This is a genomic window from Arthrobacter alkaliphilus, from assembly GCF_021483235.1.
Lineage (GTDB): Bacteria > Actinomycetota > Actinomycetes > Actinomycetales > Micrococcaceae > Arthrobacter > Arthrobacter alkaliphilus.
In genome coordinates this window covers 361,204-374,014 of the sequence record NZ_JAKEEC010000001.1, presented here as the reverse complement: position 1 = coordinate 374,014, position 12,811 = coordinate 361,204, and the positions used below count along the sequence as shown (strand labels likewise).

The window sequence follows — 12,811 nt, the reverse complement described above, 5'->3', positions numbered from 1 at the left end:
GAAACCACAGTGAAGACTTTGTACACAGCCGAGGCGCTTGCTTCCGGTGAAGGGCGTGACGGCAACGCGCGCACCAACGACGGCAAGCTGGACGTGGCGCTTGCCAGCCCCGTGGAACTGGGCGGAAACGGCCAGGGAACCAACCCTGAGCAGCTTTTCGCCGCCGGATACGCGGCCTGCTTCCACTCGGCGCTCAGGCTGGTAGGCCGCAAGGCCCGGGTGGATCTCAGCGATTCCGCGGTGGCCGCCAAGATCCACTTCGGCGCCCTCGAGTCCGGCGAGGGGTACGGGCTCGCCGCGGAGCTTGAGATCGCCCTGCCTGCCCTCGACCGGGAAACCGCCGAACAGCTCGTGGCCAAGGCCCACCAGATCTGCCCCTACTCCAACGCGACCCGCGGGAACATCGCCGTCGACATCACCCTCGTGGAGGTGGCAGCATGAGCGCCGCCGCACCCAAGAGCACCCGCGAAATCCAGTTGGCATCCCGCCCGGACGGACGTCCCGTCCAGGAGAACTTCCGGCTGGCCGAAACGGACCTTCCGGAGCTCCAGGAAGGCCAGATCCTTGTCCGCAACGAGTTCATGTCGGTCGACCCCTACATGCGCGGCCGCATGAATGACGTGAAGTCCTATTCGGCGCCTTTCCGGCTTGACGCAGCGCTCGACGGCGGTGCCGTGGGTGAGGTGATCGCGTCCCGTTCCGAGGCACTCAAGGTGGGCGACGTCGTCGTGCACCAGCTTGGTTGGCGCGAATATTCGGTGGTGGATGCGGCAGGCGCGACGCCGGTTCCGGCCGGCCTGGCGCCGACGTCGGCCTTCCTCGGAGCGCTTGGCATGACCGGCCTGACGGCGTACGCCGGACTGCTCAAAGTGGCCGAGTTCAAAGCCGGGGACGTGGTCTTCGTTTCCGGTGCGGCCGGTGCGGTCGGTTCGATTGTGGGGCAGGTGGCCAAGGCCATGGGCGCCTCGAAGGTGATCGGCAGCGCCGGTTCCCCGGAGAAGGTGGCACGGCTCCTGGAACTCGGCTTCGACGCGGCCTTCGACTACCACGACGGCCCAGTCGTGGAGCAACTCCGTGAGGCGGCGGGGGAGCGGGGCATCGATGTCTACTTCGACAACGTGGGCGGTGAACACCTCGAGGCTGCCCTCGCAGTCCTTACCGTGGGTGGCCGCGTTGCCATGTGCGGCGCCATTTCGCAGTACAACTCCACGGAGCCCACGCCGGGCCCGCGGAACCTGGCTGTGGCCATCGGAAAGCAATTGACCCTGCGTGGCTTCCTCGTAGGCGGCCAGCGCCAGCACGCGGCGGAGTTCGCCGCGAAGATGGCCGGATGGCTGGCTGACGGAACGGTCCGCTACGACGAGACGATCGTTGACGGACTGGAGAACGCTCCCAAGGCCTTCATTGACCTCCTGGATGGAGCCAATACCGGCAAGATGCTGGTCCAGCTGCACTGAATAGCCGCTGCGGCTGCCGGGTATCTTAGGGCCGTCCGCTGGAAGCGCCACTACTGCTTGGTAACAAAAGCTCAACAATCTTCGGGTTGTTGGGCTTTTGTGTTAGCGGGGTGTGTTCCATCCCACTAAAGTTGACCCATCAGTGCGCCCCAGGCGCAGTGCTGCGAAGCATCAGTGAAAAGAATTTCAGACCGGAGTCTTCGAAACGGACACTCATTGACCAACTGTCGTAGCACCAATCACTTTCTTCCTGGAGGAAAATTGAAGCAATCACTGCGTGCCACATTTAAGCGCGGTTCATTTGCGGGCGTCGCCACTGCGGGCGCCGCTGCACTTTTGCTGGCAGGCTGCGGTAGCGCACCGTCTGCTTCGAGCTCGGGCAGCGCCACCAAATCGGACTACACCGCATGCATGGTGTCCGACTCCGGCGGTTTCGATGACAAGTCGTTCAACCAGTCAGGCTACGAGGGCCTGCAGGCAGCAGCCAAGGACCTGGGCATCCAGGAGAAGCACGTCCAGTCCAAGGCCGACACCGACTACGACCCGAACCTTCGTTCCATGGTCCAGCAGGGCTGCAAGCTGACGGTGACCGTCGGCTTCCTCCTCGGAGACGCTACGAAGGCTATTGCGACCGCGAACCCGAACAGCCACTTCGCCATCATTGACTACTCGGATCCCACCTTCCCGAAGAACGTCAAGCCGATCGTCTACAACACGGCCCAGGCTGCGTTCCTGGCCGGGTACCTTGCCGCCGGCACGTCCAAGACCGGCAAGGTTGCCACCTTCGGTGGCCTTAACATCCCCACCGTCAGCATCTTCATGGACGGCTTCGCCGATGGCGTGAAGTACTACAACCAGAAGAAGGGCAAGTCGGTCCAGCTGCTTGGTTGGGACAAGGACAAGCAGGACGGAACGTTTGTCGGCGACTTCAAGCAGGTCGACAAGGGCAAGGTCCTCACCCAGGGGTTCCTGGACCAGGGAGCCGACGTGGTCCTTCCGGTCGCCGGTCCGGTTGGCGCGGGCGCCGGAAGTGCGATCCTTGACGCCAAGGCAAAGGGCACGGACGCAAAGCTGATCTGGGTCGACTCGGACGGCTACCTGACCGCACCGGCCTACAAGTCGGTCATCCTGACGTCTGTCCAGAAGACCATGTCGAACGCCGTCCAGACGGTCATCAAGGCCGACAAAGACGGCAAGTTCGATCCCAGCCCCTACGTTGGCACCCTCGACAACGGCGGCGTGGCACTTGCACCGTTCCACGATCTCGATTCCGCGGTGCCGGCCGACATGAAGAGCGATCTTGACCAGTTGAAGAAGGACATCATCTCCGGCGCAGTCAAGGTCGAATCGAAGTCCAGCCCCAAGTAATCATCCGGGCTTAACCGCATCGCGCTGCCCTTCAGCCGAGTTTTGGCAGAAGGGCAGCGCGTTCTGCGTTGCCTTCAATCCGCTCTTCGACACTCGTTTGCCGAGCACTATGCTGGGAGCACGGTGATGACGAGGAGCCATCCTTTATAGATGGGTTGGAGTTTTGAAACTCGAACTGAAAGGGATCACGAAGCGCTTCGGATCCCTCGTAGCCAATGACCACATCGATCTCGTGGTTGAACCCGGCCAAGTCCATTGCCTCCTTGGCGAAAACGGTGCCGGTAAATCCACCCTGATGAACGTCCTCTACGGACTCTATGACCCCAGCGACGGCGAAATCCTGATTGACGGCAAGCCGGTCGTCTTCAAGGGGCCCGGCGATGCCATGGCGGCGGGGATCGGAATGGTCCACCAGCACTTCATGCTGATTCCGGTGTTCACCGTCGCCGAAAACGTGGCGTTGGGAAACGAAGCCACCAAGGCCGCCGGTTTCCTGAACCTGGATGAAACCCGCCGAAAAATCTCCGAGATCTCCAAGCAATACGGGTTCCACGTGGACCCCGACGCCCTAGTGGAAGACCTGCCCGTGGGCGTGCAGCAACGGGTCGAGATCATCAAGGCACTCGTCCGCGACGCCGAAGTCCTGATCCTCGATGAACCGACCGCTGTCCTTACCCCGCAGGAAACCGACGAGCTCCTGGACATCATCCGGCAGCTCAAGGCAGCGGGAAAGTCGATCGTCTTCATCTCGCACAAGCTTCGCGAGGTCAAGGAAATTTCGGACATCATCACGGTGATCCGGCGGGGGAAGGTTGTGGGCTCGGCTGATCCCTCGGCGTCCCCGACGGAACTCGCCTCGGCCATGGTGGGCAGGGCGGTCAGCCTGACCCTGGAGAAGAAACCCGCCCAACCCGGCGAGGCGACCTTCAAGGTCCGGGATCTGACGGTTGTGGACCACAATGGCCAGCACGTGGTGGACGGGCTGAGTTTCGACATCGCGAAAGGCGAAGTGCTCGCGATCGCCGGCGTCCAAGGCAACGGCCAGACGGAGCTTACGGAAGCCATCCTTGGGGTCCAGCAGCACGTCACCGGGTCCATCATCCTCGACGACGTCGAGTTGCTCGGCAAGAGCGTCAAGCAGGTCCTGTCCGCCGGCGTCGGCTTCGTCCCCGAAGACCGCAAGATCGACGGGCTGGTGGGAACGTTCTCCATCTCCGAGAACATGATCCTGGACTTGTACGACAAAGCGCCTTTTGCCCAGGGGATCGGCATGAAGCCGGCATTGATCGCTTCCCACGCGGAGAAGAAGGTCGAGGAGTTCGATGTGCGGACACCGTCGATCGACGTCGCCGTCGGCACGCTCTCCGGAGGCAACCAACAAAAGGTGGTCCTCGCCAGGGAGCTTTCCAGGCCGCTGCGGCTCTTCATCGCATCACAGCCCACCCGCGGCCTTGACGTCGGCTCCATCGAATTCGTGCACAAACGGGTCATTGCCGAACGGGACAACGGAACCCCCGTGATGATCGTGTCCACTGAGCTCGATGAAGTGCTCGAACTTGCCGACAGGATTGCCGTCCTCTACCGGGGAAAGCTGGTGGGGATTGTTCCGGCCGGTACCTCCCGCGATGTGCTGGGCCTGATGATGGCCGGCGTTCCGGAACATGAGGCGGAACTGACTGCCCACAAGACCCTCGAGGGAGGAACACATGTCTGAGTCCAACACCCCTCGACAGGTAAACGAAGTCGAAGCGGAGCGCTCGGAAACTTTGGCCGACGAGGTTGTCCTTGACGTTGCCCTGGACACCGCCGACGGCGCCATGGCCCCTTCGGTGATTCCGGCCGCCAGCCAAGGCGGACAGATCCCGCACGCCGCCGGTGGTTCGGTCTTCCGGCAGATCGTGACGGGAAACGCCATGGTCTCGGTCCTGTCCGTGCTCCTCGCGATTGTGCTCGGCGGAATCCTGATGGCCGTGACCAATCCCAAAGTGGCAGAGACGGCAGGCTATTTCTTCGCCCAGCCTGGGGACATGCTCACCGAGGTCTTCAGGCCCTATGTGGCCCTCGTCCAAGGTGCGATCTTCAACTGGACCGGGGCCGACGCCGCAGCCCAGCTGTACCCGATCACTGAAACCCTGACCGTGTCCGCACCCCTGATCCTGGCGGGACTCGGAGTGGCCCTGGCCTTCCGCGCGGGACTGTTCAACATCGGTGCGCAAGGCCAAATCATCTTCGGCGCCCTGTTCGGCGCCTACGTGGGATTCACCTGGCACATGCCTTTCCCGATTCACTTGCTTCTTGTCATCGTTGCGGGCTTCATCGGCGGCGCGGTGTGGGGCGGCATCGTCGGCCTCCTCAAGGCCCGGACGGGTGCCCATGAGGTCATCGTGACCATCATGCTGAACTACATCGCCAACTTCCTGCTCCTGTTCCTCCTGACCACTCCGGCATTCCAGCGGAAGGGTTCGACCAACCCGATCTCGCCCTTCCTGGACCAATCGGCACTGTTTCCGGAATTGCTCGGACCCCAGTTCAGGCTCCACGCCGGATTCCTCTTGGCAGTGCTGGCAACGGTTTTCGTTTGGTGGCTCCTGAAGCGCTCCACGCTCGGCTTCGAATTCCGGGCCGTGGGCGCCAACCAGAGCGCGGCACGCACCGCTGGAATCAACGTTCCGCGCGCCGTAATTCTCGTGATGGCGATTGCGGGTGCGCTCGCGGGCCTGGCCGGCATTGCGCAGGTATCAGGCACGGAGAAGTACCTCTCCGGAGGCGTCGCGGCTTCCATCGGATTCGATGCCATTACAGTCGCACTGCTCGGCCGTTCGACGCCGTGGGGAACCTTCTTCGCCGGCCTCCTGTTCGGCGCCTTCCGCGCTGGAGGCGTCGCGATGCAGGCCCAAACCCAGACCCCCATCGATATCGTCCTGGTCATCCAGTCCTTGATCGTCCTGTTCATCGCAGCACCGCCGCTGGTGCGTGCGATCTTCGGACTGAACCCGCGGAAAAAGAAGAAGGCCGCCGGCGGCCCCGGCTCCGGAACCAGACCTTCCGGAAAAATTGAGAGCGGAGCTGCAACAGCATGAGTACCACTACAACCCAGCCCGGCGGTGGCACGTCCGCCGGTAACGCCCCGGCGCGCCCGGCAAAGACGGGTGCGACGGAACTGGTGAGCTGGAAGGCCGGTATTGGATTGTCGGTGCTCGCCATCGTGGGAACCGTGCTGTTCGGGTTCATGTCACCTTCGAAGTCGGCCGGCTTCGGCATTGCAGAGGCGTCCAATGAAGGGGCATCGAGTGTTGCTGCTTTGGTCACCTTCGTCCTGGCCCTTCTGCTATCCGTGGGACTCGGGTACTTGTGGTTTACCCGCCGTCGCTCGACGTCGGGCCCGGCCCGCTCCTCCGGTCCTGGGACGGTACCGGGTTGGCTGCCCGCCTCGACGGTCGCCGCCGTCGTGGTCCTTGGCCTTGCCGCGCTCGGTGTGGCCAAGGTTTCGAAGATCACGCTCCCTTCCGCGGCAACCTGCTGGATCGCAGCGGTGATCCTCCTGGGCCTGGCCGGCTACACGGTGTACCTCACCCAGGCGAAGAGGACCGCTCCCCGCTGGGTGGCCGGTACTTTTGCCGCGGTGTTCCTCATCGGATTCATGGTCTGGATCGTCGCGGGCGGAAACGGCGCTGAGCCGTCGATCTCCCTCGCGGGACTGATCGCAGGATCCGTGACCTTGGCTGTTCCGCTGGTCTTCGGATCCCTTTCCGGCGTCCTGTGCGAACGCGTCGGCGTGGTCAACATTGCCATTGAAGGGCAGCTCCTGCTCGGCGCATTCTCCGCGGCGGTCGTTGCCACGGTGACGCACAACGTCTACGCAGGGCTCGTCGCGGCGGCCGTCGCCGGAACCCTTGTTTCCCTGGTGCTGGCCGTGGTCAGCATCAAGTACCTGGTCAACCAGATCATCGTCGGCGTCGTGCTCAACGTCCTCATCAGTGGATTGACGAGCTTCCTTTTTTCGACGCTGCTGACGGCTGACCCGGATGGCCTCAACAAGCCGGGCCGCTTGCCTCCGGTGGACATTCCATTCCTGTCCGACATCCCCATCATCGGCCCCATCCTCTTCCACCAGTCCCTCGTGGGCTATTTGATGTACATCGCAGTGATCGTGGTTTACCTCGGCCTTTTCCACACAAAGTGGGGTCTGCGTGTGCGGGCTGTCGGTGAGCACCCGCAGGCGGCCGACACTGTGGGCATCAACGTCAACCGGACCCGTTTCTGGAACGTGCTCATGGGCGGTGCGATCGCGGGCATCGGCGGCTCGTTCTTCACCCTGGTGTCCGTGGACGCGTTCAGCAAGGACATGTCCGGTGGCCGCGGGTACATCGCCCTGGCGGCGCTCATCTTCGGGCGCTGGAACCCGATCGGCGCCTTCCTCGCCGCTCTGCTGTTCGGCTTCGCGGACAACCTCCAGAGCGTCATCACCATCATCGGATCGCCGGTGCCTAGCCAATTCATGGCAATGCTGCCTTACGCTTTGACGGTCTTCGCCGTGGCCGGATTGGTGGGCAGGTCCAGGCCGCCGGCGGCGAGCGGCATCCCGTACGTCAAGGGTTGACCGTGGCGTTCACGGATGCTGCGGTGGACTGGGCGGCCCTCGAGGCCGCCGCGGTCGCCGCGATGGGGAAGGCCTATGCTCCGTATTCGAAGTTCCCGGTGGGGGCGGCTGCCCTCACCGAGGACGGGCGGATAGTCAGCGGATGCAACGTAGAGAACGCCAGTTATGGACTCACCCTGTGCGCCGAGTGCGCCTTGGTGGGGGCGCTCCACCTTGGTGGGGGCGGCAGGTTGCGGGCGTTCTATTGCGTCGACGGAAAAGGCAATGTCCTTATGCCGTGCGGCCGTTGCCGGCAATTGCTGTATGAATTCCGGGCGCCCGGCATGCAGCTCATGACAACGCAGGGCATCAAGACCATGGACCAAGTGCTGCCAGATGCCTTCGGTCCCGACAACCTGGAGGAGAACCGGTGACACAGACTGAAGCTTTCGATGCCGTACAGATCATCAGCATCAAGCGGGACAAGGGCACCCTGACCCCGGAGCAGATCGACTGGACGATCGATGCCTATACCCGCGGCGTCATCGCCGACGAGCAAATGGCGGCCCTGAACATGGCCATCCTGCTCAACGGGATGGACCGCGGCGAGATCTCGCGCTGGACCCAGGCGATGATCGCCTCGGGCGAGCGGATGGACTTCTCCAGCCTCCGGAGGCCCGACGGCGGTGTGAAAGCCACCACGGACAAGCACTCCACCGGGGGTGTCGGGGACAAAATCACTCTTCCGCTGGCGCCGTTGGTGGCCGTGTTCGGCGTGGCGGTTCCCCAGCTTTCCGGCAGGGGACTGGGCCACACCGGCGGCACGCTCGACAAGCTCGAGGCAATCCCCGGTTGGCGGGCCAACCTCAGCAACGAGGAAATCCTTGCCCAGCTGCAGGACGTGGGAGCCGTCATTTGCGCCGCCGGCACCGGTTTGGCTCCGGCGGACAAGAAGCTCTACGCGCTGCGCGACGTCACGGGCACCGTGGAGGCCATTCCCCTGATTGCCTCGTCCATCATGAGCAAGAAGATCGCCGAAGGCACGGGCTCCCTGGTGCTGGACGTGAAGGTGGGCTCCGGGGCGTTCATGAAGGACGAAGCCCGTGCCCGGGAGCTGGCCGAAACCATGGTGGCCCTGGGCAAGGACGCGGGCGTCAACACGGTGGCACTCCTCACCAACATGGGTACACCGCTGGGCCTGACCGCCGGCAATGCCATCGAGGTCGAGGAATCGGTGGAGGTGCTTGCGGGCGGCGGTCCGGAAGACGTCGTCGAGCTGACCGTCAGGCTCGCCGAAGAGATGCTTGCCTGTGCAGGAGTCCACGACGCCGACCCTGCGGCCGCCCTCAAGGACGGCCGTGCGATGGACGTCTGGAACCGCATGATCGAAGCCCAGGGCGGCGATCCGCGCGCCGACCTGCCGTTGGCCAAGGAATCCGAGATCATCGCGGCTCCGGCCGACGGCGTCCTGGTGGAGCTCGACGCCTTGTCCGTGGGCGTGGCCGCGTGGCGCCTCGGCGCCGGACGAGCCCGGAAGGAAGACGCTGTCCAAGCTGGCGCAGGGGTGCGGATGCACGCGAAACCGGGCGCCTTGGTTCGCGCGGGGGAGCCACTCATGACCCTCCTGACCGACACCCCGGAAAAGTTCGAACGGGCGAAAGAAGCCTTGGAAGGGGCCGTGGTCATTGCGCCGGAAGGCTCGCGACCGGCTCAACAGCTCATCATCGACCGGATCGCCTAGGCTGCTCTCCCGGGCATTTCGCGATGCCCGGGAGACAATCCCGGCCTCCGTTCGTTAGGAAGACCGTGCAAGCCCTCAACGACTTCATCCTCGCCGCGGCCGGGCAGCCTTGGGTCTTGCTCCTGGTTTTTGGCTGTTGCGTGATCGACGGTTTCTTTCCGCCCGTTCCCAGCGAGTCGGTGGTGGTGGGGCTCGCCGCGGTCTCCGCGACCGCAGGGACGCCCAACGCGTGGCTGCTGATCCTGGTGGGTGCCTTGGGAGCCTTCACAGGCGACAACATCGCCTACTTGATCGGCCGCAAAGTAGGTGTGGTCCGCTGGCGGTGGATGCGCTCCCAAAGAATGCAGGGGGCGTTCCGCTGGGCAGGGAGGGAACTACGACGCCGGGCCGCGTCACTCATCATGGTGGCCCGGTTCATCCCCATCGGCCGCGTGGCGGTGAACCTTTCAGCCGGCGCAACGCATTTCCCGCGCGGCATCTTCGTGGCGCTCACGGCCATGTCCGCCGTTCTGTGGGCCAGCTATTCGGTAGCCATTGGCCTTTTCTTCGGCCAATGGTTCGAGCACAACCACTTTCTTGGCGCGGTCATCGCGATCTGCGCGGCCGTTGTCCTGGGAATCATCGTGGACCGGATCATCAGCAAGGTACGCGGTGCCACGCCCGCCAGCGAAGAGGACGAAGAAACGGGGGAGCCGGAGGAAGAACCCGTCATGTAGGAGGGTCTGGCGTCTCCTCCCTTGGAATGACCCGGCTCCGGAAGATCCCTCCACGGGAGGACGATCCGGTTGTGACTTGCGGGTTAGCCTTAACTTATGTACATCCCGCGCCCGCGGCGTAGCGAACGATGCTCCGGCCATGGGACACTGGATAGCGATCTATGTCACTAAACCTATGTGACTTTCTTTGAGGAGCAATGCCTGCGTGGAATTCATGAACCACATGCTCGAGCATGCCGCCGGGCAACCGTGGATCTATCCGGTGCTCCTGGTCTTCTTTTTCATCGACGGCTTTGCCACGATCCTGCCCAGTGAGACCGCGATAGTAGGGCTCTCGGCCCTCTCGATGCACCGCGGCGAGCCGAACCTGTGGATCCTCGGCGCAACGGCGCTCATCGGGGCCATGGCAGGTGACAACATGGCCTACCTGCTCGGCCGCAAGATCGGCTTGAACCGCTGGAACTGGATGCGCAAGCCGAAGGTCCAAAAGATGTTCGCCTGGGCCCACTATGAGCTCGATAAGCGCGGTGCCGTCCTCATTTTCACTGCCCGGTACATCCCATGGGGCCGGGTCGCGGTGAACTACGTCGCCGGTCAGACAGGGTTCCGCCACAGGACGTTCTTCTGGCTCGATGCCATCGCCTGCTTTACGTGGGTGGGCTATTCGATCGGGATCGGCGCGCTGGCCGGCCGCTGGGTGCACAACAACCCGCTCCTCGGCGTCGTTATCGCCGTCGGATTCGCAGTGGTGCTCGGCGTCATTGTTGACCACTCCCTGCGTTGGTGGCACAAGCACCTTGAAAAGAAGGACGCAGAAAAGAAGGACGCAGCCAAGAACTTCGCAGCAAAGCAGGACGCGGCCGAGAAGGACGCGGAAAAAAAGGCAGCTCCCGCGGAAGCAGCCGCAGCAGACGGAGAAACCGCGGTTAACGCGGCGGCCGGTATCGACCGCTCAAACCCTGCTGGCTAAGCTTCTTCCGTCCCCCTAGAGTTGAGACGTGACTGAGCCTATTGTTGACGCCGCCCCCGCCCTTGACTTCGACCTGAAGAGCCTTCCGAAAGTTTCCCTTCACGACCATCTGGACGGGGGACTGCGCCCGGCCACCATTATCGAGCTGGCGGAGGCCGTCGGCCACACCCTGCCTTCAACGGACCCCGTGGCGTTGGGCCAGTGGTTCCGTGAGTCCGCGGACTCCGGTTCTTTGGTCCGCTACCTTGAAACCTTTGACCACACAATTGCCGTCATGCAGACCAAGGAAGGCTTGGCGCGCGTTGCCAAGGAATTCGTCGAAGACCTTGCCGACGACGGAGTGGTGTACGGCGAGGTCCGCTGGGCGCCTGAGCAGCACTTGCAGAAGGGCCTCACCTTGGACGAGGTTGTGGACGCTGTGCAGGAAGGACTCGACGCCGGCGTGGACGCCGTCGAAAAGTCCGGCCGCCAGATCCAGGTAGGACAGCTCATCACGGCGATGCGCCACGCGGACCGCGGCCAGGAGATTGCCGAGCTCGCAGTCCGCCACCGCTACAACGGGGCCGTCGGCTTTGATATCGCCGGAGCCGAAGACGGTTTCCTGCCTTCCCGCTTCAGGGACGCGTTCACCTACTTGGCCGAGCACAACTTCCCGGCGACGGTCCATGCCGGCGAAGCCGCGGGCCTCGAAAGCATCCAGTCCGCCCTCGTGGACGGCCGGGCCCTGCGTTTGGGCCACGGCGTGCGCATCGCCGAGGACATCAGCGTTGAGTTCGAAGATGCCGAGGGCGAGGAAAACGACGACGACGCCGAGGACACCGTCGGCATGGTCACCTTGGGTGAAGTGGCAGGCTGGGTTCGCGACCGCGGAATCGCCTTGGAAATCTGCCCCTCGTCCAACCTCCAGACCGGCGCGATCGCTAACTTCGGCGAAGGCATTGAGAACCACCCGCTGGACATGCTCTACCAGTTGGGCTTCAACGTCACCATCAACACGGACAACCGGCTGATGAGCGGCGTGACGCTCACGGACGAGTTCGAGCTTCTCGTGGAGACTTTCGACTACGATCTCGACGATCTCCTCGAACTGACCCTCAACGCCGCCGAGTCGTCGTTCCTCCCGCTGGACGAAAAAGAGGCGTTGGTGGAATACATCAACGACACCTACGCCAACCTTGGCTGACGAGGCTCCCGCAGGCGCCGAAACCCCCATCGCGGTGCTGGTGCAAAAAATCGCGTCTTTGCGCGAGCACTGCCCGTGGATGGGGGCGCTGACCCACGAGTCCTTGGTCGAGTACCTGATTGAGGAAGCGTACGAGGTAGTCGACACGATCGAAGCCGGTGCGTCCGGTTCCGACACCTCCGACGAACTCCGCGGCGAGTTGGGCGACGTCCTGCTCCAAGTAGTGCTGCACGCGCGGCTCGCCGAGGAGCAAGGACAGTTCACCTTCGACGATGTCGCGCGGGCCATCACGGAAAAGATGGTGCGGCGCAATCCCCATGTCTTCAGGCCCGACGGGTCCTTGCAGGATTCCTTCCCGGCCACCGTGGAGGAAATCGTCGAAAAGTGGGATGCCGTGAAGAAGGCGGAGAAGCCGGCGCGTTCGGATCCCTTCGAAGGCATTCCACCGCACCTTCCGGCGCTCGCCCTGGCGCACAAGTCGCTTGACCGGGCGGCTCGCTCAGGGCGCTCGGGGGGCCTGGAACGCGGCGCCCGCCAAGTTGCGGCGGCGGAGGTTCCCGACTCCGAAGCTGAGCTTGGAGACTGGCTGCTCGCCGTCGTCGCGGGCTCGCGGGAGAAGGGTTTCGACGCCGAACGGGCCTTGCGGGGTGCCGTCCGCCGCTACCAGGGCCGCGGCGGCGAAGCCACAAAACGTGAGGGGTCCGACGCTGTTCCGTAACGTTGGCCGGTCTCGACTAGGCTAGTGGCGACGAGGACGTCGAGAATTTCCCTCAAGATTCCCAGTAAATCGCTTCACC

Annotated in this window: 12 protein-coding genes; all 12 read left to right on the top strand. The window is 63.6% G+C overall.

Annotated elements, in window-relative coordinates; all coding sequences use genetic code 11:
- Positions 1-9 precede the first annotated feature (9 nt).
- Positions 10-441 carry an organic hydroperoxide resistance protein gene (locus L0B83_RS01725; protein ID WP_234756371.1) on the top strand — a complete coding sequence of 144 codons (432 nt, stop codon included), beginning with the start codon at positions 10-12 and terminating at the stop codon, positions 439-441.
- Entirely contained in the window at positions 438-1,457 is a 1,020-nt protein-coding gene (locus L0B83_RS01720) for an NADP-dependent oxidoreductase (RefSeq protein WP_234756369.1), read from the top strand. The genes L0B83_RS01725 and L0B83_RS01720 overlap by 4 nt, the downstream gene beginning before the upstream one ends.
- Positions 1,458-1,718: 261 nt before the next feature.
- Positions 1,719-2,825, top strand: coding sequence for a BMP family lipoprotein (locus tag L0B83_RS01715; RefSeq protein ID WP_234756367.1), 1,107 nt, complete (start codon positions 1,719-1,721; stop codon positions 2,823-2,825).
- A gap of 163 nt (positions 2,826-2,988) precedes the next feature.
- Positions 2,989-4,539, top strand: a complete 1,551-nt coding sequence (locus L0B83_RS01710) for an ABC transporter ATP-binding protein (protein WP_234756365.1) — start codon at positions 2,989-2,991, stop codon at positions 4,537-4,539.
- On the top strand, positions 4,532-5,905 hold the full coding sequence (locus L0B83_RS01705; protein WP_372461102.1) for an ABC transporter permease: 1,374 nt from the start codon (positions 4,532-4,534) through the stop codon (positions 5,903-5,905). Before L0B83_RS01710 ends, L0B83_RS01705 begins: the two co-directional genes overlap by 8 nt.
- Positions 5,902-7,425: an ABC transporter permease gene (locus L0B83_RS01700; protein ID WP_234756363.1), complete on the top strand. Its 1,524-nt coding sequence runs from the start codon at positions 5,902-5,904 to the stop codon at positions 7,423-7,425. The genes L0B83_RS01705 and L0B83_RS01700 overlap by 4 nt, the downstream gene beginning before the upstream one ends.
- A 2-nt stretch (positions 7,426-7,427) precedes the next feature.
- The gene (locus tag L0B83_RS01695; protein WP_308193933.1) at positions 7,428-7,838 is read left to right on the top strand and encodes a cytidine deaminase; all 411 of its coding nucleotides are present in this window, start codon (positions 7,428-7,430) and stop codon (positions 7,836-7,838) included.
- A complete protein-coding gene (locus tag L0B83_RS01690) occupies positions 7,835-9,145 on the top strand; it encodes a thymidine phosphorylase (protein WP_234756361.1) in 1,311 nt (436 codons plus the stop codon). The genes L0B83_RS01695 and L0B83_RS01690 overlap by 4 nt, the downstream gene beginning before the upstream one ends.
- Positions 9,146-9,210: 65 nt before the next feature.
- Positions 9,211-9,861 carry a DedA family protein gene (locus tag L0B83_RS01685; RefSeq protein ID WP_234756359.1) on the top strand — a complete coding sequence of 217 codons (651 nt, stop codon included), beginning with the start codon at positions 9,211-9,213 and terminating at the stop codon, positions 9,859-9,861.
- Between the two features lie 223 nt (positions 9,862-10,084).
- On the top strand, positions 10,085-10,831 hold the full coding sequence (locus L0B83_RS01680; RefSeq protein WP_234756597.1) for a DedA family protein: 747 nt from the start codon (positions 10,085-10,087) through the stop codon (positions 10,829-10,831).
- A gap of 28 nt (positions 10,832-10,859) precedes the next feature.
- The gene (locus L0B83_RS01675) at positions 10,860-12,014 is read left to right on the top strand and encodes an adenosine deaminase (RefSeq protein WP_234756357.1); all 1,155 of its coding nucleotides are present in this window, start codon (positions 10,860-10,862) and stop codon (positions 12,012-12,014) included.
- A gap of 79 nt (positions 12,015-12,093) precedes the next feature.
- Complete coding sequence (locus L0B83_RS01670) at positions 12,094-12,732, top strand: MazG nucleotide pyrophosphohydrolase domain-containing protein (protein ID WP_234756595.1); 639 nt, start codon at positions 12,094-12,096, stop codon at positions 12,730-12,732.
- The last annotated feature ends 79 nt before the right edge of the window (positions 12,733-12,811 follow it).